The 24732-nt window shown below is 67.4% G+C and carries 28 protein-coding genes and 1 tRNA gene; 16 read left to right on the top strand and 13 right to left on the bottom strand.

The features are described from left to right. The first annotated feature begins 237 nt into the window (after positions 1 to 237). From ACH46_RS11695 to der, 6 genes are read left to right on the top strand one after another with little or no spacing between them, the layout of a single operon-like run. A complete protein-coding gene (locus ACH46_RS11695) occupies positions 238 to 1140 on the top strand; it encodes a ParA family protein (protein ID WP_062393039.1) in 903 nt (300 codons plus the stop codon). Then, positions 1137 to 2027 carry a segregation and condensation protein A gene (locus ACH46_RS11690; protein WP_062393037.1) on the top strand — a complete coding sequence of 297 codons (891 nt, stop codon included), beginning with the start codon at positions 1137 to 1139 and terminating at the stop codon, positions 2025 to 2027. Before ACH46_RS11695 ends, ACH46_RS11690 begins: the two co-directional genes overlap by 4 nt. Further along, positions 2024 to 2719, top strand: coding sequence for an SMC-Scp complex subunit ScpB (gene scpB, locus ACH46_RS11685; protein ID WP_062393036.1), 696 nt, complete (start codon positions 2024 to 2026; stop codon positions 2717 to 2719). The genes ACH46_RS11690 and scpB overlap by 4 nt, the downstream gene beginning before the upstream one ends. Before the next feature lie 52 nt (positions 2720 to 2771). Next, the gene (locus ACH46_RS11680; RefSeq protein WP_062393034.1) at positions 2772 to 3827 is read left to right on the top strand and encodes a pseudouridine synthase; all 1056 of its coding nucleotides are present in this window, start codon (positions 2772 to 2774) and stop codon (positions 3825 to 3827) included. A gap of 2 nt (positions 3828 to 3829) precedes the next feature. Beyond that, entirely contained in the window at positions 3830 to 4522 is a 693-nt protein-coding gene (gene cmk / locus ACH46_RS11675) for a (d)CMP kinase (RefSeq protein WP_062395317.1), read from the top strand. A 35-nt stretch (positions 4523 to 4557) separates the two neighbouring features. Further along, the gene (gene der, locus ACH46_RS11670; protein WP_062395315.1) at positions 4558 to 5961 is read left to right on the top strand and encodes a ribosome biogenesis GTPase Der; all 1404 of its coding nucleotides are present in this window, start codon (positions 4558 to 4560) and stop codon (positions 5959 to 5961) included. Here der and ACH46_RS11665 read toward each other — a convergent pair. Beyond that, positions 5918 to 6451, bottom strand: a complete 534-nt coding sequence (locus ACH46_RS11665) for a hypothetical protein (protein WP_062393033.1) — start codon at positions 6449 to 6451, stop codon at positions 5918 to 5920. The two genes, der and ACH46_RS11665, sit on opposite strands and share 44 nt — an antisense overlap. A 104-nt stretch (positions 6452 to 6555) precedes the next feature. Here ACH46_RS11665 and ACH46_RS11660 point away from each other — a divergent pair. From ACH46_RS11660 to ACH46_RS11650, 3 genes are all read left to right on the top strand, one after another. Beyond that, positions 6556 to 6629 (top strand) — tRNA-Pro (locus ACH46_RS11660). A gap of 201 nt (positions 6630 to 6830) precedes the next feature. After that, positions 6831 to 7496: a helix-turn-helix domain-containing protein gene (locus ACH46_RS11655; RefSeq protein ID WP_157851048.1), complete on the top strand. Its 666-nt coding sequence runs from the start codon at positions 6831 to 6833 to the stop codon at positions 7494 to 7496. Beyond that, positions 7496 to 8263: a hypothetical protein gene (locus ACH46_RS11650; protein ID WP_226995596.1), complete on the top strand. Its 768-nt coding sequence runs from the start codon at positions 7496 to 7498 to the stop codon at positions 8261 to 8263. The genes ACH46_RS11655 and ACH46_RS11650 overlap by 1 nt, the downstream gene beginning before the upstream one ends. A 512-nt stretch (positions 8264 to 8775) precedes the next feature. Here the strand turns inward: ACH46_RS11650 and ACH46_RS11645 are convergent. Next, a complete protein-coding gene (locus ACH46_RS11645; RefSeq protein WP_062393031.1) occupies positions 8776 to 9084 on the bottom strand; it encodes a hypothetical protein in 309 nt (102 codons plus the stop codon). Further along, on the bottom strand, positions 9081 to 9677 hold the full coding sequence (locus tag ACH46_RS11640) for a recombinase family protein (RefSeq protein WP_062393030.1): 597 nt from the start codon (positions 9675 to 9677) through the stop codon (positions 9081 to 9083). The genes ACH46_RS11645 and ACH46_RS11640 overlap by 4 nt, the downstream gene beginning before the upstream one ends. A gap of 215 nt (positions 9678 to 9892) precedes the next feature. On the opposite strand from ACH46_RS11640, the gene ACH46_RS11635 reads away from it, so the two are divergent. After that, the gene (locus ACH46_RS11635) at positions 9893 to 11086 is read left to right on the top strand and encodes an MFS transporter (protein WP_062393029.1); all 1194 of its coding nucleotides are present in this window, start codon (positions 9893 to 9895) and stop codon (positions 11084 to 11086) included. A gap of 7 nt (positions 11087 to 11093) precedes the next feature. Here ACH46_RS11635 and ACH46_RS11630 read toward each other — a convergent pair whose 3' ends face one another. Then, on the bottom strand, positions 11094 to 12125 hold the full coding sequence (locus tag ACH46_RS11630; RefSeq protein ID WP_062393028.1) for an NAD-dependent epimerase/dehydratase family protein: 1032 nt from the start codon (positions 12123 to 12125) through the stop codon (positions 11094 to 11096). A gap of 173 nt (positions 12126 to 12298) precedes the next feature. On the opposite strand from ACH46_RS11630, the gene ACH46_RS11625 reads away from it, so the two are divergent. After that, positions 12299 to 12742, top strand: a complete 444-nt coding sequence (locus ACH46_RS11625; RefSeq protein ID WP_062393027.1) for a nitroreductase/quinone reductase family protein — start codon at positions 12299 to 12301, stop codon at positions 12740 to 12742. Here ACH46_RS11625 and ACH46_RS11620 read toward each other — a convergent pair. After that, a complete protein-coding gene (locus ACH46_RS11620; RefSeq protein ID WP_062393026.1) occupies positions 12726 to 12938 on the bottom strand; it encodes a hypothetical protein in 213 nt (70 codons plus the stop codon). The genes ACH46_RS11625 and ACH46_RS11620 overlap by 17 nt on opposite strands. A gap of 90 nt (positions 12939 to 13028) precedes the next feature. Then, positions 13029 to 13991, bottom strand: a complete 963-nt coding sequence (locus ACH46_RS11615; protein WP_062393025.1) for a mechanosensitive ion channel family protein — start codon at positions 13989 to 13991, stop codon at positions 13029 to 13031. A 313-nt stretch (positions 13992 to 14304) separates the two neighbouring features. Here ACH46_RS11615 and ACH46_RS11610 point away from each other — a divergent pair, with 313 nt between their 5' ends. The 3 genes from ACH46_RS11610 (at position 14305) to ACH46_RS11600 (ending at position 16709) form a co-directional block, all read left to right on the top strand. Then, positions 14305 to 15324 carry an IS30 family transposase gene (locus ACH46_RS11610; protein ID WP_193392986.1) on the top strand — a complete coding sequence of 340 codons (1020 nt, stop codon included), beginning with the start codon at positions 14305 to 14307 and terminating at the stop codon, positions 15322 to 15324. A gap of 54 nt (positions 15325 to 15378) precedes the next feature. Next, complete coding sequence (locus ACH46_RS11605; RefSeq protein ID WP_062393024.1) at positions 15379 to 16056, top strand: lysoplasmalogenase family protein; 678 nt, start codon at positions 15379 to 15381, stop codon at positions 16054 to 16056. A gap of 212 nt (positions 16057 to 16268) precedes the next feature. Beyond that, positions 16269 to 16709: a hypothetical protein gene (locus ACH46_RS11600; protein WP_157851047.1), complete on the top strand. Its 441-nt coding sequence runs from the start codon at positions 16269 to 16271 to the stop codon at positions 16707 to 16709. Between the two features lie 24 nt (positions 16710 to 16733). Here the strand turns inward: ACH46_RS11600 and ACH46_RS11595 are convergent, their stop codons facing one another. Next, positions 16734 to 17597 carry an EamA family transporter gene (locus ACH46_RS11595; RefSeq protein ID WP_062393022.1) on the bottom strand — a complete coding sequence of 288 codons (864 nt, stop codon included), beginning with the start codon at positions 17595 to 17597 and terminating at the stop codon, positions 16734 to 16736. Between the two features lie 59 nt (positions 17598 to 17656). Between ACH46_RS11595 and fdhD the strand changes: the two genes are divergently transcribed. Then, complete coding sequence (gene fdhD, locus ACH46_RS11590) at positions 17657 to 18502, top strand: formate dehydrogenase accessory sulfurtransferase FdhD (RefSeq protein ID WP_062393021.1); 846 nt, start codon at positions 17657 to 17659, stop codon at positions 18500 to 18502. Here the strand turns inward: fdhD and ACH46_RS11585 are convergent. The 4 genes from ACH46_RS11585 to ACH46_RS11565 are packed head-to-tail and all read right to left on the bottom strand — an operon-like array spanning position 18486 to position 22115. Then, a complete protein-coding gene (locus ACH46_RS11585) occupies positions 18486 to 19238 on the bottom strand; it encodes an amino acid ABC transporter ATP-binding protein (protein ID WP_062393020.1) in 753 nt (250 codons plus the stop codon). The genes fdhD and ACH46_RS11585 overlap by 17 nt on opposite strands. After that, positions 19235 to 20692: an ABC transporter permease subunit gene (locus ACH46_RS20835; RefSeq protein ID WP_082399625.1), complete on the bottom strand. Its 1458-nt coding sequence runs from the start codon at positions 20690 to 20692 to the stop codon at positions 19235 to 19237. Before ACH46_RS20835 ends, ACH46_RS11585 begins: the two co-directional genes overlap by 4 nt. A gap of 25 nt (positions 20693 to 20717) precedes the next feature. Continuing rightward, on the bottom strand, positions 20718 to 21143 hold the full coding sequence (locus tag ACH46_RS11570; protein WP_226995594.1) for an NUDIX hydrolase: 426 nt from the start codon (positions 21141 to 21143) through the stop codon (positions 20718 to 20720). Between the two features lie 45 nt (positions 21144 to 21188). Continuing rightward, positions 21189 to 22115, bottom strand: coding sequence for an aminoglycoside phosphotransferase family protein (locus ACH46_RS11565; protein WP_226995593.1), 927 nt, complete (start codon positions 22113 to 22115; stop codon positions 21189 to 21191). 24 nt (positions 22116 to 22139) lie between these two features. Between ACH46_RS11565 and ACH46_RS11560 the strand changes: the two genes are divergently transcribed. Beyond that, positions 22140 to 23720 (top strand): ATP-dependent DNA ligase, encoded by a 1581-nt coding sequence (locus tag ACH46_RS11560; RefSeq protein ID WP_226995592.1) that lies wholly within the window; start codon positions 22140 to 22142, stop codon positions 23718 to 23720. A 23-nt stretch (positions 23721 to 23743) separates the two neighbouring features. On the opposite strand, the gene ACH46_RS11555 is transcribed toward ACH46_RS11560, so the two are convergent. Together ACH46_RS11555 and ACH46_RS11550 are read right to left on the bottom strand one after the other, a co-directional pair. After that, the gene (locus ACH46_RS11555) at positions 23744 to 24103 is read right to left on the bottom strand and encodes a DUF1330 domain-containing protein (RefSeq protein ID WP_226995591.1); all 360 of its coding nucleotides are present in this window, start codon (positions 24101 to 24103) and stop codon (positions 23744 to 23746) included. Positions 24104 to 24294: 191 nt separating this feature from the next. Then, complete coding sequence (locus ACH46_RS11550) at positions 24295 to 24729, bottom strand: PaaI family thioesterase (RefSeq protein ID WP_062393018.1); 435 nt, start codon at positions 24727 to 24729, stop codon at positions 24295 to 24297. Positions 24730 to 24732 lie beyond the last annotated feature (3 nt).

Here is a 24732-nt window from a genome sequence, read left to right as displayed (position 1 = left end):
GGTGCGGATGGCAGGGAAGTGGTGCGGCGTGCGGAGCGGTCTCTATCTCAAGGCGAGGTTGAGGACTGACGCGACACGCCGGAGAGGCCCAAACCGCCTGCGAACATGGGGTTTCGGGTGTTGAAGCGGGAGCGGAGGGAACCGGTGGGTCGCCTCCGGTGGCGGCGCCTCAACACACACTAGGATTGCAGATGACTGATTTCAGCATCGTGCACAACCGGGGAGGAGCATCAACAGGTGAGTGCATCCAGACCCCGCAGCAGAGCAGAGCAGGGTGAACTCGACGTACCCGCCGAGAAGCTCGGACCCACCGGTCGCCCGTACCGTGACATCCCCGATCCGGGTCCCCGCGACAAGCACGGTCCCGCGGTCATCATCGCGATGTGCAACCAGAAGGGTGGCGTCGGCAAGACCACGTCGACCATCAACCTCGGTGCCGCGATGGCCGAATGGGGTCGACGCGTCCTGCTCGTCGACCTGGACCCGCAGGGCGCCCTGTCCGCAGGTCTCGGCGTGCCGCACCACGAGCTCGACGAGACCGTCCACAACCTCCTCGTTCCGCCGTATGCGGCGACCGACGACGTCCTCATGCGCACCCGCGTCGACGGCCTCGACCTGCTGCCGTCGAACATCGACCTGTCGGCCGCCGAGATCCAGCTCGTCACCGAGGTCGGCCGCGAGCAGGCGCTCGCACGCGCGCTGCACCCGGTCGCGGACCGCTACGACTACATCCTGGTCGACTGCCAGCCGTCGCTCGGGCTGCTGACCGTCAACGCCCTGGCCTGCGCCGACAACGTCGTCATCCCGATGGAGTGTGAGTACTTCAGCCTCCGCGGTCTGGCCCTACTAACCGACACCATCGACAAGGTCCACGACCGACTGAACCCGCGGCTCGAACTCGGCGGCATCCTCGTGACGATGTTCGATCAGCGCACCCTGCACTCGCGCGAGGTGATGAGTCGCGTCGTCGAGGCGTTCGGCGACGCCGTGTACGACACCGTCATCAACCGCACCGTGCGCTTCCCCGAGACGTCGGTCGCCGGCGAGCCGATCACGTCGTGGGCGCCGAAGTCCACGGGCGCCCAGGCCTATCGGAGTCTCGCGCGCGAAGTGATCGCGGCCAACGAGCGGACCGAGTGACCGAAGTCGACGAGGCCGCAGTCGACGCGACGACCGTCGAAGAGCGTGCGGTCGATGACGCGGCCGTCGACGAGGCCGCAGCCGACGGCGGGGCACCCGAGCGGACCGGGTTCGAGGTCAAACTCAAGAACTTCTCCGGACCGTTCGACCTGCTGCTCAACCTCATCAGCCAGCACCGGCTCGACGTCACCGAGGTGGCGCTGCACGTCGTCACCGATGACTTCATCGCCTACACGAAGGCACTCGGCCCGGAAGCCGACCTGGAGCAGACCACCGAGTTCCTGGTGATCGCCGCGACCCTGCTCGACCTGAAGGCGGCGCGTCTGCTGCCGTCCGGCGAGGTGGAGGACCCCGAAGATCTCGCCCTCCTGGAAGCGCGCGACCTGCTGTTCGCCCGGCTGCTGCAGTACCGCGCCTACAAGCAGGTGGCGGTGCTGTTCGGCGAGCTCGAAGCGGCTGCGCTGCAACGCTATCCGCGGGCCGTGTCGCTGGAGGATCGGTTCGAGGACCTGCTGCCGGAGGTCGACCTCGGAGTCACCGCGCAGCGATTCGCCGAGATCGCCGCCGCCGCGTTCATTCCCAAGCCGAAGCCGACCGTCGGTCTCGATCATCTGCACGGCTCGCCGGTGTCGGTGCCCGAACAGGCCAAGCGGCTGACGGCGCTGCTCACCGCGGTCAACGGGGAGTGGCTGACCTTCGGGCAGCTGGTCGCCGAATGCGCGAACGGCCTCGAAGTGGTCGCTCGGTTCCTCGGCCTGCTGGAGCTCTACCGCGAACGGGCGGTGCTGTTCGATCAGCCCGAGGCCCTCGGGGAGCTGAAGGTCAGCTGGACCGGCGACCGCGACATCGAGGAGATCGACATCGAGAAGTCGGAGGACTACGGATGACCGACCAGGACCTTGCACCCGAATCCGAGGTCGACGAGGCCGACCGCCTCGACGACGACGAACTTCGCGCGGCGCTCGAAGCAGTGCTGCTCGTGGTCGACACGCCGGCCACGGTGGAGGAACTCGCGACAGCGACCGGGCAGGAGCGACGACGCGTGCGGCACCTGCTGCGGCAGATGAGCGCCGACCTCACCGAGAACGGCAGCGGCATCGACCTGCGGTTCGCAGGCGACGGCTGGCGGTTCTACACGCGTTCGGAGTACGCGCCCTATGTCGAGAAGCTGCTGCTCGACGGGACGCGCAGCAAACTGACCCGCGCCGCGCTGGAGACCCTCGCGGTCGTCGCCTACCGGCAGCCCGTCACCCGCGCGCGAGTCAGCGCGATCCGCGGCGTCAACGTCGACGGTGTGGTCCGAACGCTGGTGGCGCGCGGGCTCATCAGCGATGCGGGCGCGGACGAGCACACCAACGGAACGTTGTACGTGACCACCGAACTGTTCCTGGAGCGACTCGGCCTCGCGTCGCTCAGTGATCTGCCCGACATCGCACCCCTCCTGCCGGGCGTCGACGCGATCGAGGACCTCGGTGACGAACTTCTCGACGACCCTCGATTCGCCAAACTGGCCGGTGGAAAGGCACAATCAGAGGTTGACGTCTCGGCGCAGACGCTCGCCGAAGCCGACGAGGACTAGCGCCGCACGGGACGTCGACAGACGAAATCGAATACAGCTGAAGGACACTTCAATGGCATCCGCTAGCCGAGACGGCACACCGGGACGACGACGAGACAACAGCAAGCGCGACGGCGGTCGCCGCGACGCTTCGACCGGTCGCTCGTCGGACAAACAGAATTCACGAGGCAAGTCCTCCGGCCGCAGTGACGTCGCGGGCCGTCGCGGTGGACCCGCGAAGCGAGGCGGACCCGGTCAGCATCCGTCCACGCGCAAACCGCACCGCAAGGGCAGCTCACGCGTCGACGTCGAATCGGGCAAGATCCGCCTCAACAACGCCAAGCCCGCGCGCCATCAGAACGCCGAGGTCGAGGGCGACGGCGCCACCTACGTGGCCGACGGCATGCGCTTGCAGAAGGTGCTCGCCGCCGCCGGTGTCGCCTCCCGCCGCGGTGCGGAGGAACTGATCGCCGCCGGTCGCGTCGAGGTCGACGGCGAAGTGGTCGTCGAACAGGGCCTGCGCATCGATCCGAACACCGCGATCATCAAGGTCGACGGTGCCCGCGTCGTGATCGACGAGACCAAGCAGTACCTGGCGCTCAACAAGCCCAAGGGCTGGCACTCGACGATGAGCGACGACTACGGTCGCCCCTGCGTCGGTGACCTCGTCGCCGAGCGCGTCATGGCAGGCCAGCGGCTGTTCCACGTCGGCCGCCTCGACGCCGACACCGAGGGTCTCCTTCTGCTGACCAACGACGGCGAGCTGGCCAACCGGCTGATGCATCCGTCGTACGAGGTGCCGAAGACCTACCTCGCGACCGTGCGCGGTGAGGTGAACCGCGGCCTCGGCCGGGAACTGCGCCGCGGCGTCGAACTCGAAGACGGCCCCGTCGCTGTCGACGCGTTCGCCCTCCTCGAGGTGCACCAGGGCGAGTCACTGCTGCGCCTGACGCTCCACGAGGGCCGCAAGCGCGTGGTCCGTCGCCTGTTGGCAGAGGTCGGCTTCCCCGTGATCCGGCTCGTCCGCACCGACATCGGTCCCATCACCCTCGGCAAGCAGCGTCCGGGCAGCATGCGCGTCCTCGACAAGAAGGAGATCGGCGCGCTCTACAAGGGAGTCGGACTGTGAGCATCGAGAACACCGCCAGGACCGCGGCTGTCGTCGCGATCGACGGCCCCGCGGGTACTGGCAAGTCGACCGTCGCGGCGCGCCTCGCCGCCCGGATCGGCGCCCACATGCTCGACACCGGCGCCATGTACCGCGCGGCGACCCTCGCCGTGCTGCGCGCGGGCGTCGACACCGAAAGCGATGCCGTCGGCCCGCTGGTCGATGACGCGGCGATCCGGTTGACCGTCGGTGACGGTGAGACCGTCGTCTTCTTGAACGGGGAAGACGTCTCCGGCGAGATCCGCACCGATGCGGTGACCTCCGCGGTGTCGGCCGTGTCGGCGAATCCGCAGGTCCGTACCAAGCTGGTGGAATTGCAGCGCAGCCATGCCGTCGACGCCTTTCTGGTGGTCGAAGGGCGTGACATCGGCACCGTCGTCTTTCCCGACGCCGAGCTGAAGGTCTTCCTGACGGCGACTCCGGAGGCGCGCGCGGAGCGGCGTCACCGGCAGAACCTCGCCGCCGGTCGTGAGAGCATCCTCTCCGAGGTGCTCGACAGCGTGAACCGTCGCGATCACCTCGACTCGACGCGCGCGGTGTCCCCGCTGCGCGCCGCGGACGACGCCGTCGTCGTCGACACCAGCGACATGACCCTTGAGCAAGTGCTCGACCGGCTCGCCGAGCTGGTCGCCGAACGGATCGGAGTCCGACCGTGACCGATGACCTCACCACCGAATACGCCGACCCGAACATGGCAGGGGACGGCACGTGGTCCGATGAGGGCGACTGGAATCTCGCCGACTTCGTCACCGGCGGTGACGAGATCGAGGGCGAGGTGCTGCCCGTCGTCGCGATCGTCGGTCGGCCGAACGTCGGCAAGTCGACCCTCGTGAATCGCATTCTCGGTCGCCGCGAGGCGGTTGTCGAAGACGTTCCGGGCGTCACCCGCGACCGTGTCTCGTACAAGGCCGAGTGGACCGGTCGCCAGTTCATGGTCACCGACACCGGTGGCTGGGAACCGGATGCCAAGGGCATGGGCATGGCGATCGCCACGCAGGCCGAGCTCGCGATGCGGACCGCGGATGCGATCGTCGTGGTCGTCGACGCGACCGTCGGCGCCACCGCGACCGACGAGGCCGTCGCCCGCGTGCTGCGGCGCTCCAAGGCTCCGGTCCTGCTCGCTGCGAACAAGGTGGACTCCGAACGGATGGAGGCCGAGGCCGCATCGCTGTGGTCGCTGGGCCTGGGGGAGCCGTACACCATCTCGGCCGCTCACGGTCGCGGTACCGGCGACCTCCTGGATCGGATCCTGGAGGCGTTGCCGACCTCTCCGCGTGAGAAGTTCGCGGTCGGCGGGCCGCGCCGTGTGGCGCTCGTCGGGAAGCCGAACGTCGGCAAGAGCTCACTGTTGAACAAGCTGGCAGGCGAGGAGCGCGCTGTCGTCGACAACGTCGCGGGCACCACCGTCGACCCGGTTGATGAGGTCATCGAACTGGCGGGCAAGCCCTGGCAGTTCGTCGACACCGCCGGCCTGCGGCGCAAGGTCCGCCATGCGTCCGGGCACGAGTACTACGCGTCGCTCCGAACCCGCTCTGCGCTGGACTCCGCCGAGGTGGCGCTGCTGCTGATCGACGCGAGCCAGCCGGTCACCGAACAGGACCTGCGCGTGCTGTCGATGATCATCGACAGCGGTCGTGCCCTGGTGGTCGTGTTCAACAAGTGGGACCTGGTCGACGAGGATCGTCGTCACCAGCTCGACAACGAGATCGACCGCGAGTTGGCGCGGGTGCCGTGGGCGCGTCGCGTCAACATCTCGGCGATGACCGGCCGCAGCGTCCAGAAGCTGGTTCCGGCGCTCGAGAGCGCGCTGGAGTCGTGGGACACGCGCATCTCCACCGGGCAGCTCAACACCTGGCTCAAGGACATCATCGCCGCGACCCCGCCGCCGGTCCGCGGTGGCCGCCAGCCGCGCGTCATGTTCGCCACGCAGGCCGCGACCCGCCCGCCGACCTTCGTGCTGTTCACGACGGGATTCCTCGAGGCCGGCTACCGCCGATTCCTGGAACGCAAGCTGCGCGAGCAGTTCGGGTTCGACGGCTCTCCCGTCCGGATCAACGTCCGCGTGCGCGACAAGCGGGACCGCAAGAAGAAGTAATCGACTGCAGATGTTCGCCCAGCGGCCGAGGACGGAAGTCCTCGGCCGCTGGGCGTTCACTGGTGGTCGCCGACCCACACGCCCTCTGCAAGGGCCGCTCGTCATCGGGGCGAGCGGGGTCGACGTCGAGCACCATGAGTGAGTCCATCGTGAAGACGCCCCAGCCGCCGAAATCGTGGCGGATGTCGGTCTCGGTACCGGTGATGCCCGCGTCCGCGAGATCACCGATCACGTCGTCGTATGCGCGGCCGTTCAGCCGAATTCCACGGATCGTCACCGCCGGGTCGGTCGGCAGGCTGAAACTGACTTGGATGAATCTGACGGTGTCCTCGGGGCCGTACTCGACGAGGATCATGCCGTCGCGGTAGAACGACTCGTGCGGCGATCCGGGCTCCGCCGGGCCGAGGAGTTCGGCGACTCGGCGTCCGGACAGTCCGAGGACGACATCGCCCATGCCGACACCGGGGATCACTTCGAAACTGTTCCGCATGCCGTTGATCATTCCAGAGGTGCATGAAAACCCGCGCTGTGCAGGCGATTAGCAGTCAGAGCGTCGCGTAAGCTAAGGTAAATTCGCTTCGTCCAACGGGGCAACGGGCTGTGGCGCAGTTTGGTAGCGCACCTGACTGGGGGTCAGGTGGTCGCAGGTTCAAATCCTGTCAGCCCGACCGCAGGAACCCTCTCTGACCAGAGTCGGAGGGGGTTTCGTCGTTGGTCGGCCGGTGGCTCGCAGAACCACCGTGATTCCCCGATGATGTTGAGCGGCAATGGAACCGACCGACTGCACCCGATCAATTCTGGGCCTGGGCCCGTGGACGATGGTTGCAATATATAGTCGTACAAGCGACCATATAATCATGGTCGACGAGATGACCCTATCCGAAGCGGCGCAGATACTCGGGGTGACGCCCCGGCAGGCGCAGCGACTGGCCGCCAGTGGCGAGCTCGGGCACACCCGCCGGGTCGGGCGCACCGTCGTAGTCGCGCCCGCCGCGGTGTACCGCGCGCAGAACAACGGCACCACCAGCAGGGGGCGGCCGGCGCTCCCCGGCACGGCCTGGGCCGCGCTCCGTCTGCTCTCCGGCGGGGCGGCCCACGGGCGGCGCGAGGAACATCTGGCCGCTCGGCTGGTCACCATGAGCCCGATCCAGATCGCACGCTTCACCCGCCGGCGCGCGAGGATCACGCAGATGCGCGTCATCTCCCGGCGCGCGCAGCGTGACTTGTCCGACACCATCACCGCTGCGGGCCTGCATCCAACCGGGCTGATGTCACCGCTCATCACCGACTGGGGCCTGGCAGGGGGGCGGTCCGAGGACGTAATCGACGGCTACCTCTACCTCGGCTCCGACCGCACGCTGCGCGATCTGGGACTGCGGGAGGAGCCCGGCGGTCGGATCTCGCTGCGTATTCTCGACGAGCCCCTCGGCTCGCTGCCGTCGGCGGCGGTCGCCCTCGACCTGATGGAGTCGATGGACTCTCGAGCGCGCACGGTAGGCCGAGAGCGTTTGGCTCAGATGATCGCCGTTCTGTGATGACCGAACGGGAGCACTGGGAAGTCGATGCACCGCCCGGTGGGTGGGCGCACCCGTGGCCTCTGGCGGTCGAAGTGGCCCGAGCTCTTCCCGAGTTCAGCTGGACGCTCGTCGGCGGGCTGATGGTGCAGGTCCACGCGGCTCGCATCGGCCTGCCGCATCGCCCGACCGACGACGTCGACGTCGTACTTCATATCGAGACGAACGCGATCACCTACGGTGGCGCACGTGCCAGGCTCGAGGAGCTGGGGTTCACCCTGCGCCGGCCGAACGACCGCGACGGGTTCGCGCATCGATTCGAACGGGGCAAGGATGTCGTCGACGTGATGGTCGCCGATCACCTCAAGACGCAGCTCGAGGTGATGGGTCACAGGGTGTTCAAGGTGCCGGGAGGTACTGGCGCCCTGCAGCGCACGGTGAACGTGACGGTGCACGTCGGCGACGAAGAGATCCGGTTCAGCCTGCCATCCATCATCGCGGCGCTCGGATTGAAGGGTGCGGCGTACACCGCCGACAGCTGGGACGTTGAGCGTCACCTTCGTGACGCGGCGGTTCTCGCCTGCTGCATCGACGACCCGGAGGCCGTCGCCGAGCAGGTGCAGGGCAGCGACCGCGGCCGCATCCGGAAGCTATGGCTCGAACTGAAGAACCCGCGCCATCTGGTCTGGCTGCTGATCGAGGACCAGGAACTGCGTGAGGACGGGTACCACGCGCTCTCGGATCTGGTCGAGTTGCTGCTCGGAGCCGAAGAAGCGGCGTCGGAGTAGCGATCGGCCGTCGGCACGCGGCGTTCTATGCGGCTCTTGGTCGGCTTGAACAGTCACAAGTCGAACCCCCACCGGGGCAGAAGTGCGGGCGTCGCCAGGAGTGTGGCTCCGGCGAGGGCAATCGCGGTGTGGAGGCCAACGAATCCGGCGATGACACCGACCGGCACCAGAGCGGCTTCACGTCGACGCTGGGCGTGACCGTTCGAGGGGGACCAGAAAGCGGCCAGAAACACGGACGGCTCATCAGAAACCTGCCTCTGCGGCGTGTCGTGATCGTCGGCGTGTCGTAGTCGGAGGTGGGATCGCTTTGGCCAGTTTCGACACGCCGAGTTCTGCGACACGCCGTGTTGCGCCGAAGTTGGAGTGTTCGTTGTGACCACGATCTGGTCACAACGAACACTGTTGATTCGTCGCGTCGGTGGGGCGGCACCCAGCCCGCGGCGGTTTCGACAGGGATCTCCGCTTCGCTCCGTTCCGGCTCGACCATCGTGGGGTCCGGTCGCCGACCAGCGCTACGAGTGGCGCAGGAAGCCGTAGAGGCCGGCGCGGTAGCCGCGCGTGTGGCTGCGGTCGCTGTCGTGACGGGGCGCGGGCTTGTCGAGGATCGACGCGGCGTAATGACGCGCCCAAGCCGACGGCATGTGATCGAGGTCGGTGAGAGCCTCGTCGAAGCCCTGCTGGAAACGATCGGGATCCAGATCCGCATCGCGTTCCGGGTCGTACAGGGGGAACGACGTCGGCAGTCGTGTGACGATGCCGTGCTCGGTCACGATGTCGATCTCGGGAAGTACGTGCGGGTCGTCTGCGCGATGTGCGGTCATCGGGTGGCGCGCCTCTCTGCGAGGGTGCGGTACAGGGTGGCGCGGCTGACGCCGAGTTCGGTCGCGATCTGCGGGACGGAGTGTCCGGCGGCCTTCATCCGTTCGGCGACGTCGACCTGCTCATCGTCCAATGCCCGCGGACGGCCGACGGTGGCGGCGTGCGCGCGTCGTCGTGCAGGGGCAGTGGGCCGTGCCTCGGCCTCCTCGTCGAGCTCGGCCAGCGACGCCAGCACGCTGACGATCAGAGCACCGACGGGATCGTCCGTGTCGAGGCCCTCGCGGAGTGAGCGCAGGCCGATGCGGCGCCTGGTGAGCTCCAACGCGCTGGCGAGGACCTCGGGCGCAGTGCGGCCCAGTCGGTCGATGCCTGCGACGACGGTCGTGTCGCCGGGGCGGGCGTAGGCGAGCAGTGCAGACCAGCCGGGGCGGTCGGCGGCAGGAGAGAGGCTCCCCGTGCTGTCGCTGTAGATCTTCGAGGGCTCGACGCCGACGCCGGTGAGGGCGTCGATCTGAGCTTCGAGGCCGTGCGTCTCTCGCCCGGCCCGGGCATAGCCGAGCTGGTACGGGGCACCGCCTCCCAGGGATGAGGGCATGCCGGTAAACATATCTCAAAAGAGAGGGCCGATGTTGTGCGACCCTCTCAAAAGATACGAGACGCACGAGGCGATTCTCTGTGGTGCCACTACACGTTGATCGTGTTCTGTTGTCTCGATAGTCTTGAAAAGTGTCTTAAAAGAGCGGTTGAGTGCTGAACATCTGCGGGGTCGACGGCCTGTCGGGCGCGCCGACGGCTTCGTAGACTCGATCCGTGACTCCGAGCTCGAACGACACGTCGACGACGATCCGGAAGTGGGCCGTCGCGGCGACGGCGTTCGCGTTCTTCGCGACGATGGTCGGCACCACGCTGCCGACCGCGCTGTACTCGATCTACGCCGTCGATCTGTCGTTCTCCTCGCTGACGGTGACCGTGCTGTTCGCGGTCTACGCGTTCGGCGTGGTGGCGGCACTCTTGATGTTCGGCCGACTGTCCGACCAGATCGGCCGACGCCCGGTGTTGCTGATCGCGCTCGCCTGCGCCGCACTCAGCTCCATCCTGTTCATACTGCCGCCGTCGCTGTGTCTGCTGGTGGTGGCGCGGGTGGTCTCCGGAGTGAGCGCCGGCTTCATGAGCGGTGCAGGCACCGCAGCGGTGATCGATCTGTTTCCGCTCGCGCGTCGTGCGTCCGGCGGGATGCTGGCCGTGGCAGCGAACGCCGGTGGCCTCGCGACGGGGAATCTCCTCGGCGGTGTCCTCGCGTCAGTGAGTTCCGCTGCCCTCGTCACCCCGTACGTGATGCACCTCGGGTTGAGCGTGATCGCAGTGATCGGACTGTGCGCACTGACGCCGCGACCGGAACGGCACGGACCGGTGAATCTGGGCATGCAGCCTCTGCGGGTGCCCGGCGAGATCCGCGGGGCGTTCGTCCGCGCGGTGCTCGCGGGCGGTGCCGGATTCGCCGTGTGCGGCGTTCTGACGTCCGTCACGGCGCTCTTCCTGGCCGACGATCTGCGCATCGACGCGCACTGGGTACCGGGACTGATCGTGTTCCTGGTCTTCGCGACGATGGCGCTCGGGCAACTGGCCGCTGGGAGGATCGCCGCCGAACGCGCACTCCTGATCGGCTGCGCGGGCCTCGTCGGTGCGACGCTGCTCGTGCTCGCGTCGCTCGGCTGGACGTTGCTGTGGCCGTTGGTCGTCGCGTCGATCGTGCTCGGCCTCGCGTGCGGGTTCTGTGTGAACGCGGGGCTCTCGCTGACCGTGGAGGAGGTCCCACATCACACGCGCGGCGAAGTGTCGTCGGCGTACTTCGCGAGCCTGTACGTCCTCCTCGCGTTGCCGGCGATCGGGGTCGGACTCCTTGCGACCGTCGTGACGCTCCGTCAGGCGGGCATGATCTTCGCGATGGTCGTGGCAGTGCTGGCCGCGATCATCGGCGGAGTGCAGGCGCGACGTCTCGGATGACGCCTGTTCACGCCAGAGACGGCAGGATCGACTCGAAGTGGCGACCGGACTTCGGCTTCGCGGAACCCATCTGGTGCGAGTCGCACAGGAACGCCACGAGTTCTGCCAGGGTCTCCTCGGTCGGACGCGGCTGGTAGCCGAGCTCGGTGCGGGCCTTGGTGATGTCGACGGTCGGCTGCGCGACCAGCGCGGCGATCGACGCACGGGACACCAGGTCGGAGCCGAAGAGCTGGCTGATCGGCTCGGCGATCGGCACGACCACCTTCAGCAGGCTCAGCGGGACGGCGAACAGGGGGCGGAAGCGTCCGCAGAGCTCGGCGACCGTCCGCATGGCGTCGAACAGTCGGACGTCGGCGCCGCCGATCAGGTAGTTCTCGCCCGTTCGGCCCTTCTCCGCGGCCAGGGTGAGGCCGCGCGCGACGTCGCGCACGTCGACCAGATCGAAGGTGCCCTCGACGAAGCAGGGAACCTTGCCTTGAGCGGCGTCGCGGAGCATGCCGTTGATGCGCGACAGTCCGTGGTCGACCGGACCGTAGACGCCGGTCGGATTGCAGATGACGGCGTCGAGACCGTCGGCGATGACCTTGCGCAACTCCTGCTCGCCTGCCCACTTGGAGCGGTCGTAGACCGGCAGCTCCGGGTCCTCGGACCGCGCCGAGGTCTCGTCGACGACACCGGAGTCGGTGTACTGGTCGAAGGAGTGGATGGAACTGCAGTGCACGAAACGTCGGACGCCCGCGGCGAGGGCGGCGCGCGCGGTGGAGGCGACGCCCTCGGTGTTGACGCGCCAGGCGGTCTCGTCCTTCTGCTTCAGGGTGATCATCGCGACGAGGTGGTAGACGGTGTCGACGCCGTCGAAGGCTGCGGCGAGGGCGTCGCGGTCGAAGATGTCGGCGGACGTCCACGTGACCTGAGGATGCTGGAGGGCATGGTCGGGTGAGACGCGGTCGATCGCGATGACGTCGTGTCCGTCGGCGATGAGCCGGTTGACGAGATTGGTGCCGACGAAACCTGCTGCTCCGGTGACCGCGACCTTCATATGAATCCTCATTCTTGTGGCGGGATGTCGGCTCGGTGAGCCCCATCGTGCATTTCTAGAACGTGTTCTAGTTTTGTTCAGGTTAGCACGGCGAGTGAGGCGTGGCACAAATGTGAACCGGCGAGAGGTGCGCCTCGTCGACAGGCGGGGATCGGCTCGACGATGATGGATCGATGAACTTCTCGGATCTGTCCGCATCGATCGGCGCCAAGATTCTCGAGAACGGCCACCGTGCCGTTCTCACCGTGACCGGTGGCCGTTTCCCGACCAAATTGCTCGGCATGCAGACGCTGGAACTGCACACGATCGGCCGCAAGTCGGGGCAGCGTCGGTCGACGATGCTGACGGCACCGATCTACGGCCCGGAGAAGATCGTGGTGGTCGCGTCGAAGGGCGGGCACTCGGTGGATCCCGACTGGTTCAAGAACCTGGTCGCGAATCCGGACGTCGAGGTGACGGTCGGGGAGAAGACCACACAGTGGACGGCGCGTCGTGCCGACGCGGACGAGAAGGCACGGCTCTGGCCGATCCTGGTGAAGGCGAACAGCGGCTACCAGGGCTATCAGGACAAGACCGACCGCGACATCCCGGTGGTCATCCTCACCCCTCGCGGCTGAATCGACCTCGCGCGCTCGCGGTTTGGATCGCGGCGACGATCGCGCCCGCCGACAGGGCGATCGCGATGATGAGCGCGTCACTGAATGCGCAGAGCGCGGCGAGCAGGATCAGGACCCAGGGAAACAGGTACTGCCAGGCCGATCCGGACTCGGGTGTGCCGTCGGGTCGGTCGGTGTCGGGCCCGGACTGCTCCATGGTGTTCTCCTCGGCGGTATCGGTGCCGCTGACACTACCCGGGCCCGCCTTCGACGTCCGGAACGACGGAGGCGGGCCCAGGGTGAGGGATCACTGGGGTCGTTGCTGCTCGTATCCACCGCCGTAGTCGCGCTGCGGCGGCTCCTGCGTCGGGTACTGCTGCGGGGGTTGCCCGGACTGACCGGGCTGCCCGTACTGCTGGCCCGAGTACTCCTGGCCCGGGAACTGCTGGCCCTGGTGCGGCTGCCCGGAGTACTGCTGAGTCTGCGGCGGCGTATATCCCTGCGTCGGGGCCGGCTGCTGGGGCACGGCCTGAGCCTGGGCCGGGCGCTGCGCGTGGCGGTGGCTCGCCTCCGCCCGTTCGCGCTCGGCGCGTCGAGCGGGGATCTCGGCTGCGACCTTGTCGAGCGCGGTCTCCCACCGCGACTGCATCGGCTTCACCAGGCCGCCGCCGACGCCGACGACGATCACGCCGCCGAGGGTCGCGAGCACGGCGACGAGAATCGGGGTGGTGACCGTGGTCGCGACGCCGATCTGATTCAGTGCCGCGATGATGCCGGCACCGAGGATGAAGACCGAAGCGATGGTCGCGACTATCGATCCGTACGACGCTCCGCTGAGGGCGTTTCGGATGATCTCGCGTACGGCCTGGGCGATCGCCGCCGCGATGACGATGATGATGATCGCGACGAACAACTTGGGCAGCCACGCGACGAACTTGGTCAAGAGATCACTGATCGGATTCGGCCCGAAGGCGCCGATCGCCAATTGGAGGGTGATCAGCAGAACCGCGTAATAGACGATGTTCGCGAGCAGTGAACTGGCATCGTAATCGCTCTTCGCGAGCGCAGACGTAATTCCGCTCCGGTCGGCCAGACGGTCGAATCCGACCTTTCGGAGGATCACCGTCACGATCTTGGCCAGGACCTTTGCGATGATCCAGCCGACGATCAGGATGACCAGGAAGGCGGCGAGTTTGGGGACGAACTTGGCGATCGAACTCCAGGCGTCGGATATTCCGGCGCTGTAGTCGATCGCTACGTCGGTGACCATGACTACTCCTTATTTTCGAGGTCCATTCGAGGTCTCATATCGACATCTCGTGTGGGTCACCGTAATTGATGGCAGGGTTGATTCTCTCGATTTCATGCCCGAGTTCCGCTGAATTGCCGGGTAAAAGATCCAATCGCAACCTGCTCTTTATATTCCGTGCGTGAGGTCGATTCGAGTGGAGTTTGTGTGGAATATCGGAAAGAGTGCCCCAGTCGGTATGGTGAGGGCGGTGTCATACCGTCGTAGCAACACTGCAGGCCACGAGGGGTTGCGGGTGACGCGGTAGGAGAGCCTGGTGGGGTTGGGGCGGATGATGCTGACGTCGGCGGATCGGACAGAGATCGCGGTCGGACGGCGGGCCGGGATGACGATTACAGCGATCGCCGAGCAGATCGGGCGGGACAAGTCGGTGGTGTCGCGGGAGATCAAACGCAACGCCACCAAGACGGGCGCGTATCAGGTGGTGCACGCCGACACGCAGGCACGGGCGCGTCGGGCCCGTCCGCAGGTACGGGCGATCGATGCGGACTCGGTGCTCGCCGACCGGGTGCGGGCGGATCTGTCGAGATCGCGGACGCCGAGGCAGATCGCGGGACGGTTGAAACTCGAGGCCGAAGTACCCACAGTGGATCCCATGAAGGGTTCGCCGAGCGCGCAGGGGCGCCGTGTGTCGCATGAGTCGATCTATCGGTGGATTTATGCTCTGCCGAAGGGAGAGTTGGCTGCTCAGGGCATCCTGTTGCAGTCCAAGCGGACCACGCGTAAGCCGCGTAAGTCCGTTGGTGAGCGGTCGGCGCGGATTGTGGGCATGGTCAGCATCGATGACCGCCCCGAGACGGCGACCGATCGGCGAGTGCCGGGCTGGTGGGAAGGCGATCTGATCGTCGGGAAAGCTGGCCAGTCCGCCGCGGTGACCCTGGTCGAACGCACGAGCCGGTACACGCTCGTCCTGGGGCTGCCGGACGGGAAGAAGGCGCCCGGGGTCGCTGATGTGCTGATCGATCACCTGCGGGGACTACCGGAGTTCATGCGACAGGGGCTGACGTGGGATCAAGGCACCGAGATGGCCGAGCATGCCAGCGTGACCGTTGCTGCCGAGTTGCCGATCTACTTCGCCCATCCGCGTTCGCCGTGGGAGCGGCCCACCAACGAGAACACCAACGGACTGATCCGTGAGTACCTGCCGAAGGGCACCGAGATCCCGTCCGACCAGCTGTACCTGGAAGCGATCTCCCGCGAACTGAACGAACGGCCACGCCAGTGCCTGGGCTTCTACACCCCGAGGGAGGTCTTCGAACAGTTACTGAAGGAGAACGTTGCTTCGACGAGTTGACACCGCCGAGGACATAATTCGCATTGCGTTATTCGCGGTCGATAAGGTGTCGGCATGAGTTCTCGTCGGCGGTCCGTGATCGCGTGGGTGCCGTACGTCGTGGTCGCCGTTGCGCACTTCGTGCTGCTCGCGGTGGAGAGTGACGTCGCAGCGCCGACGAAACTCCTGCTGATGCCGCTGCTGGCCCTGCCGGTGGTGCTGCTTGCCGATCGGGTGCGCAGCGTTGCCGCGGTCGCCACACTGCTCGCCGCGGTGTTCTTCTCCTGGCTCGGCGACGGCGTCGGAGTGGTGGTGGACGGTGATTCGGTACTGCCGCTGATGTTGGGCTTCTTCGGCGTCGCGCACCTGGCCTACATCATCCTGTTCACCCGGTTGGCTCCCGAACGGCGGATGCCGAGGTGGAGCCTCGGGTACCTCGGGTGGTGGATCGCGATGCTGGTCGTGCTGGGTCCGCACACCGGCGCACTGTTGCCCGCGGTCGCGGTTTACGGCTTGGTGTTGGCCGGGACGGCGGCGACGTCTGCCCGCTGCGGTCCGGTGGTGGCGGTCGGTGGCGCCTTCTTCCTCGCCAGCGACTCGCTGCTCGCCTTCCGACTGTTTCTGCCCGATGCGACTCCCGGCTGGTTCGGTCCGGCGGTGATGGCGACCTACACCCTCGGTCAGGGGCTGATCGTCGCCGGTCTCCTGCGTGCACGTGGACGCTCGGTATCGTCCGGGCAGCCGGTGGAGTGAGCGAGAATACCGACGAGGAATCGGGCAAAGAATTCAAACGGTCCGAATCGATTGTCGCGTACGTACTTTGGTCCCTAGTGCTGATGCCGGGCCTTACGATTAGGTGAAGTGTGCGCAGTGAATACGACCTTTCGACGGGTCGGCATCGCGCCACGCGGGAGCGGGCCGGACGGCCCGGGGGACGCTCTGCGAACGATGAAGGGCGACGATCGGTGGCATTGCGAACACGGACTGCGACCGCCCCGAAGTCTGCGGTCCTGGAAGCGACGGTTCGCAGTGATGCAGTGGTGCTCGTCCTGGCGCTCATCGCCCTGGCTGGTGCACTCGTTCACAACCACGAGGATTTCACCGGTCGATCGTTCGGCATCTTCTCCGACGTCGTGCCGCTGGTGATGTATCTCGGCGTCGCTTTGCTCGGTTTCGTCCCGCGTCTCCGCGCGGCGGCGACGTGGGCGTTGTTGATCACCGCGTGGATCATGGTCGTCACCGCGCTCGTCGGGCTGATTCCCCGGACCGCGATGGCCTCGTCCGCGGTGGAGTATCCGGACCACCTGGGAGTGCACATCCTGGTGCTGGTGGTGCAACTGCCGTTGATCGTCATGCTGATCCGTCGGCTCAACGGTGCCGTCTGTCGCTGGACCGCCCCGCGCTGACCGCCGCGTCCGACCGGCCTTCGTCTACCGTCCGGCAGTCGCGACGACGCCCGCGCTCGCTGCGACGACGAGCGCCATCGCGAGCAACTGCAGGCCGTCGAACGACTGCCCCAGAACCACCAGGCCGGCCAACGCCGCGACGGCGGGACCGAGACTCGAGAGCACCCCGAAGACGCGCGTCGACATCCGTTTCAACGCCATGAACTCCAACGCGTACGGGATCGCGGAGGTCAGGATCGCCACCCCGGCGAAGGCGGCGAGCAGGGAGGGATCGTCGACCACCGCCGGGACGGCCTGGAAAGCGCCCACGGGTGCGATGACCACGGCGGCGACCACCATCGCGGTGACCAGGCCGTCGACCCCGGGGACACGAACTCCGAGCTTCGACGACGCCAGGATGTACACCGCCCAGCAGGTCGCTGCGACGGCTGCGAAGCCCGCGCCGACCAGAGTGACGCCGGCACCGTCGCCGCTGTGCGTGCCCAGCAGCAGGATGCCGACGACGGCGAGCAGGACCCAGGCGCCGTCGAGCAATCGACGACTGCCCGCGGCCGCGACCGCGAGCGGCCCCATCAACTCGATCGTGACCGCGATTCCGAGGGGGATCTGGTCGATCGCCAGATAGATGAACAGATTCATGCCCCCGAGGCCGAGCCCCAGCAGCACCACGCTCAACCAGGTCTGACGCGGCCAATCACGGACGTCGGGTCGAACGATCGCGACGAGGATCAGTGCGCCGCAGAGGAGTCGGAGCGCGGCGGCGCCGAACGGTCCGACGCGGTCGAACATCGAGCCGACGATCGCGTTACCGAACTGCACGCTGAAGATCGCGGCGACCGCCAACAGGCCCGCGGGTACGCGGAGGGGAGCGTCAGGTCGACCGGTCACGAAGGGAACTCTAACCACTGCGGGGACGACGTCTGAAGGGAACATCTACCCTGGCGACTGTGGGACGGATTACGACGCGGTGGCCGGTGACGAAGGTGGCGGTGGGGCAGGAGCCGCGTCGTCGACCCGATGTGCTCGCGGTGGAGGAACCGCTCGAGATCCGCATCTCGGGTCGGCCGTACACCGTCACCATGCGAACCCCCGGCAACGACATCGAACTCGCCGCCGGATTCCTGGTCTCCGAAGGGATCATGACGCGCGCGGAGCACCTCGACAGCGGCATCCACTGCGGCGGTCCCACCGGAGGCGACGGCGAGAACACCTACAACACCTTGAACCTGACGTTGGGTGTGGACGTCGAGCCGCCCGATCCGGCGCGTGCCCGCGACTTCTACACGACGTCCGCGTGCGGTGTGTGCGGCACCACCAGCATCGAAGAGGTGGAGTCGACGTCGTCGTTCGACGTGTCCGTCGACCACTCGACGGTGGAGGCCGCGCTGTTGACCGAGCTGCCGGATCGACTCCGCTCCGGTCAGCGGGCCTTCGACACCACCGGCGGACTGCACGCCGCAGCACTGTTCGACGCGGCGTCCGGCGACCTCCTGGTGCTCCGCGAGGACGTCGGACGACACAACGCCGTCGACAAGGTGGTCGGATGGGCCGTCAACAACGACCGCCTGCCGCTGCGCGGAACCGTTCTCCAGGTGTCGGGGCGGGCGAGCTTCGAGCTGGTGCAGAAGGCGGTGATGGCCGGGATTCCGATTCTGGCCGCCGTGTCGGCGCCGTCGTCGCTGGCGGCCCAGCTGGCGGAGCGATCGGGGTTGACGCTGATCGGGTTCCTGCGCGGGGAGTCGATGAACATCTACACCCGTCCCGACCGGGTGCGTGTCACAGCGGATCGGTGAGGCGCCGCAGGAAGGCGGTGGTCCGCTCGTGCTGCGGGTGGTCGATGACCGCCGTCGGAGCACCCCGTTCGACGATCACGCCGCCGTCGATGAACAGGACCTGATCGGACACCTGCCGCGCGAACTCGATCTCGTGCGTCACCACGACCATCGTCCACCCCTCCGCGGCGAGATCCTTGATGACCCGCAGCACCTCGCCGACCAACTCCGGGTCGAGCGCCGAGGTCGGTTCGTCGAGCAGCAGGACCTTCGGCTTCAACGCGACGGCCCGCACGATGCCGACCCGCTGCTGCTGCCCGCCGGAGAGTTCGCTCGGGTAGGCGTCGCCGCGATCCCCGAGCCCGACGCTCTCCAGCAGTCGCCGCGCATCGGCCCGAGCCTCGTCGGCAGGCCGTTTCTGCACGACGATCGGTCCCTCGACGACGTTCTCGATGACCGTCTTGTGTGGGAAGAGGTTGTGATTCTGGAAGACGAAACCGCTCTGGCTCCGGTAGCGCGCGAGGTCGGCTTTCGAATACGCGCCACCGAAGTCGACGGTCTCGTCGGCCACCCGGATCACGCCGGCGTCGGGGAGGTCGAGAGCGTTCAGCGACCGCAGCAGCGTCGTCTTCCCGGATCCGGACGGACCGATCACGGCCGTGACCGAACCCGATTCGACGGCGAAATCGATGCCGTCGAGGACCGGGCCGGCGCCGAACGACTTGCGCAGACCGGTGGCGTGGATGAGTTCGGTCATGCCTTCAAGAACCTTCCCAATCGGAGTTCGAGTCTGCCCTGCAGCGCGGAGAGGATCAGGCAGACCACCCAGTAGTAGGCGGCCGCGGTCATGTACAACGCGAAGAACTCGAAGGTCGGCGCCGCTGCGATCTGCGCCGTCCGCAACACCTCGGTCACCAGGATCGTCGACGCCAGCGAGGTGTCCTTCACCAGCGAGATCACCGTATTCGATAAGCCCGGCACCGCGATGCGGGCCGCCTGCGGCAGGATGATCCGCCGCATGGTGGTCGCGTAGTCCATGCCGATGGTCTGCGCGGCCTCGCTCTGCCCCTTCGGCACCGACATGATGGCGCTGCGGATGATCTCCGCCGCGTACCCGCCGACGTTCAGCGAGAACGCCACGATCGCAGCAGGCAACGGCGGGACCTTGAAACCGAGTTCGGGGAGCCCGTAGAAGATGATGAACAACTGCACCAGCAGCGGGGTGCCTCGGATGATCGAGATGTAAGCGCGTGCGAGCCGCGACGCGATCACGTTCTCGGCCATCCTCGCGAGGGCCACCACCAGGGCGATCACCAGGCCGATCGCGAAGCTGATCGCGGTGAGCGGAATGGTGACGGTGACCATCGCCTTGGCCATCGGCCACAGGTTGTCGGCGATCAGCCGCCACGTGCTCCGCTGCTGCGGAGCCTGCGACTCGCTGCCGCTGGCGTCGGCCTTCAGGTACTTCTGCGAGATCGCGGTCAGGGTCCCGTCGGCGCGCAGCGAGTCGAGGGCGTCGTCGATCTTCGGGATCAGCGGACTGCCCTTGCGTGCGGCGAAGGCCTGCTCGCTGGTCTCGCCGGTCTTGCCGGTGATCTTCACCGAGGTGTCGCCGGTCTCGGCGAGATAGGCGTGGACGGCGATGCTGTCGTTGACCGTGGCGTCGACGCGTCCCTGTTTCAGCAGGGTGATGGCCTGCGAGAAACCTTCGACGGTCTCGACCCTCGCCCCCGCGTTACGGGCGACTTCGGTCCAGTTGCTGGTGGCCGATTGCGCGGACGTCTTGCCGCGGAGATCGTTGAGCGAGGTGATCGACGTGTCGTCGGCACGGGTCACGATCACGCCTTCGCCGATGGCGTAGGGCGTCGACATGGCGTACTTGGCTTCGCGTTCGGGCGTGATCGTCACCTGGTTGGCGACGACGTCGAACCGGTCGGCGCCGAGGGCGGCGAACAGTGAGTCCCACGGGGCCTCGACGAACTCGGCGCGCATGCCGAGCTTCTCGGCGACGGCGTTCGCGACGTCCACGTCGTAGCCGGTGAGCTCCCCGGTGGTCGGGTCGTGATAGCTGAACGGCGCGTACGTGCCCTCGGTTCCGACCTTCAGCACACCGTCGTCCCGGCCGCCGCTGCTGCCGCACGCCGCAAGCAGCGCGGTGGCGACGAACAGCAGCACCAGGAGCGGTGCGAGGGCCCGCGCTCTGGAAGTCATACAGCGAGTAAACCCGGTCCGACGATCACCGGGAAGGATTCGGTGCAGGGTGATTCACGGAGAGCAGTCCCTCCTGATGGAAGTAGTCGCGCAAGGTCGCCACGATCGGCAGGTGCTCGAGATCGTCGCGGGTCATCCACCGCGCTTCGTCGGCGTCGTCTCCGGCCCGGAGGCTCCCGCCGACGACGGTGGCCGCGAAGTCGTGGATCTCGAAGGTCTCACCGTCGCGGTACGGGATGGTGGTGCACCACATCTCGTCGCCGATCTCGACGCGGAGACCGGTCTCTTCGAGGACCTCGCGCGCGGCGGCGTCGCGGATGGACTCTCCGGGCTCCACGTGCCCGCCGGGAACCGACCAGCGGCCCTTCTCCGGATCGTGTCCTCGCTTGACCATCAGGACGCGTCCGTCATCATCGACGATGACCGCTCCGGCGGCGAGGACTGGATTCACGGTTCCACGGTAGGGCATCACCGGTGGGGCCGACGTGCGGAACCGTCACGGCTGCACGGCTTTCGCTATCGCGACGGACCGGGTGACGAACTCGCGCTCCTCTGCGTCGAGTCCGCGGCGCGCTCTGCGGGCATCCTCGACGGCCCAGTGCACGTTCAGGATCACGCGGATCACGACCCAGTCGCGGGCGCGCTTCTCGTCGAGCCCGGCGGCGTCGACGACAGTCAGGAATCGGCGGGTCAGGGCCCCTCGGACATCGCCGGCCATCTCCTCCCACCGGTTCCACAGCAGTGGAGCCACCTCGTAGTGCGGATCGCCCGACAGCGGTTTGGGATCGATCACCAGCCACGGTTCCCGGTCGCCGGCGAGGACGTTTCCGTAGTGGAGGTCAGCGTGGATCAGCGTGCCGACCGACGCCGGATCCGAGCAGAGGTCGCGCCCGGCGTGCAGCGACTGCTCGACGAACCGCGGCGGGACGGGGACGATCGCCGCGTCGGTCGCCAGCGCGTCGAGCCATCCGCCGACGACGTCGGGCAGAACCGCCAACCGGTTCGACGCCGGTCGGTGAAGACGCGCGTAGAACCCTGCGATGATCTCGCACGCCTCCACATCCCAAAGCGACTCCAGGTCCGTGCTGTGCAGGCGCTCCAGCAGCAGCGCGCGACGGCGCGGATCGGCGCGGAACAAGCGGACGGCGCCGTCACCGTTCCATTGGGCCAGGGCCACCGACTCGTGCTCGGACCCCCGGTCGCCGTCGAACCCGACTTTCAACACGGCGTCGACGCGGTCAGCGGTGCGAACCGGGACGACCAGGGAGCAGGACCCGTGCGTCGGGTCGCCGGTCGGCGTCAGGTTCCACTCGTCCAGGAGTCGTGCGCATCGCGCGGGCAGATCGTCGAGCCACGCCACCCACTCGCCGCCGAGGGTCGCGCGCCGCATCAGACCGGGCGGAACGGAGACGGTTCGCTTCACGCGATTCAGCCTAAGCTCGGTGACGTGACGCAGGACAGGACGAAACTGACGGCGGTGGTGGACGCCGCCGCCGACGTGACGGCCACGCGGTCGCGCACGGAGAAGACGCGGCGACTCGCCGAACTCGTCGCAGCGCTGACACCCGACGAGGCCGTCCCGACGACGGGACTGCTGCTGGGGCACCCCTCCCGAGGACGGCTCGGGATCGGGTGGCGGACCGCCTCGGCTGCCCGAACGGATCCCGCAGCGACGCCCTCCCTCACCGTCCTCGACGTGGATGCCGCGTTCGCGACGCTGGCGGACGCGCACGGCCCGGGGTCGGCGAGCATTCGATCCACCGCGCTCGCGGATCTGATGGGGCGCGCCACCGCCGACGAACAGGACTACCTGGTCCGCGTCTTGACCGGCGAGATGCGGACGGGAGCACTGCAGGGCGTGCTGACCGACGCGGCGGCGAAGGCCACGGGTGTCCCGACTGCCACTTTTCGGCGGGCGGCGATGCTGTCCGGAGACCTCGGTGACACGGTCCGCGCCGCCCTGATCGGCGACGACCTCACCGCGGTCGGACTCACTCCCGGAGTCCCGGTCTCGCCGATGCTCGCCTCATCGTCGACGACGGTCGCGGAGGCCATCGGCGCGATCGGTGCGGCATCCGTCGAGGTCAAGCTCGACGGCGCACGCATTCAGGTGCACCGCGTCCGAGGCGTCGTCCGGGTCTACACGCGGACTCTCGCCGACATCACCGAGCGGGTACCGGAGATCGTCGCGACTGTCGCAGGATTCCCCGGAGATGATCTGGTGCTCGACGGTGAGGCCCTCGCGTTCGACGCCGACGGTGTCGCTCGACCGTTCCAGGAGACGATGAGCCGATTCGGTTCGGAGGCAGGTCGCGACGAGATCGCCCTGACCCCGCAGTTCTTCGATGTCCTCCACGCAGACGGGACGAGTCTGATCGACGAGCCGCTCAGGCTGCGTCGGGAGATCCTGGCCGACATCGTCGGCGATCGGATGGTGCGCGGTGTTCTCGTCGATCCGGACGGTGCGGATCGAGGTACCGCGTTCTTCGCCGAGGCGATCGCCACGGGAAACGAGGGCGTCGTTGTCAAGGGGCTGGAATCGACGTACGCCGCCGGCCGCCGCGGCAGCAATTGGATCAAGGTGAAACCCGTGTACACCTACGATCTGGTGGTCCTCGCCGTCGAACACGGGTCGGGTCGGCGGACCGGGAAGCTCTCGAATCTGCACCTCGGCGCCCGCGATCCGCAGGGTCGATTCGGTGAACCAGGCGGGTTCGTCATGGTGGGGAAGACCTTCAAGGGCCTCACCGACGAGCTCCTCGAGTGGCAGACCGAGTTCTTTCCGACCATCGCCGTTGCAGAGGATTCACAGGCAGACGACTCGCGCGCGGAGGCTTCGCACGTGGTGCGGGTCCGGCCGGAGACGGTCGTCGAGATCGCGATCGACGGCGTACAGCGATCGTCACGGTATCCCGGAGGCGTAGCCCTGCGGTTCGCCCGCGTCCGCCGTTACCGGGTCGGCGCGGACGCGAAACCCGCCGACGAGGCCGACACGATCGATGAGTTGCGCGGCCTGCTGAAGGAATGAGCCCGGCCGCTCGAGGGTCGACCTCAGCCGCGTTCGGCGAACCGGACCGGGTAGACGACGGTCCGCTTGATCAGGCGGTCCCGCTGCGCGGAGAACTCGTCGCGGCGCGGGTCGCCGAGGTAGGCGTCCAAGGCGTCCTGGCTGGGCAGACGGATGAACTGCGTCTCGTGCGGAGTGCCGTCGAGGCCGGGGCCGATGGCGCGCGCGAGGATCTTTCCGCCGTGTTCGGGAAGCAGTCCGAGCACCAGATCCTCGTACTCGGCCATGGCGCCCTCGTTGTCGGCATGGGCCCACACCAGGCAGCACAGGTCGATCGGGGCGTGCGAGACGGACCGGTCGGATGCGGTCGCGTCGGCGGGGGAGCGGTCGTGGGTGGTGGTCATGATGACACCTGTTCTTGGACGGCGAGTCGTCGACGGATCATCGCCTGAATTCGGGTGATTGAGTACAGTTCTACGCTTATGGACATAACAGTAGAACAGGGCTACGACACCCGGCACTGATCAGACTGTCGTACGTTCGAATGGATGACCCGAATCGTGATCGACTGAGTGCGTGAATGCGGAGACTCGTCTCAGCGTTTCCGGAAGAATCGACTGGTCGCTACGCCGGTCACGACGAGGGCGCCGGAGACGTCTCGAACCTTGATCTCGCTCAGGGTGGCGCTGCGCGTGCGACTGACGACGTCGGCGGTCGCGGTCAGATCGCCGGTGCCCGGGAGCAGGTAGTGGATCGTCAGATCGGCCGTCGCCCCACCGGTGGTGTCGGCATCGTCGTCGGTGAGGCCGGACGCGGAGGCGGCGGCGGCCGCCGTGTCGATGAGGGTGGCGATGACACCGCCGTGCAGGACGCCCGGCACGGTGACGGAATCGTCGGAGTAGGGGAGTGCGATGGTCACCGATTCGGGAACCGCGGACACCAGACGGAGTCCGATCGCGCGAGCGACCGGAGAGCGGAGCAGGACACCGTTGATCCAGGTGTCGGCGATGGATGAGAGTGCAGTGGTCACGGA

It is taken from the genome of Gordonia phthalatica, from assembly GCF_001305675.1.
In the GTDB taxonomy this organism is placed as follows: domain Bacteria; phylum Actinomycetota; class Actinomycetes; order Mycobacteriales; family Mycobacteriaceae; genus Gordonia; species Gordonia phthalatica.
Note: the sequence above shows the minus strand (reverse complement) of the source record. Positions and strands in the feature narration are given on the sequence as shown.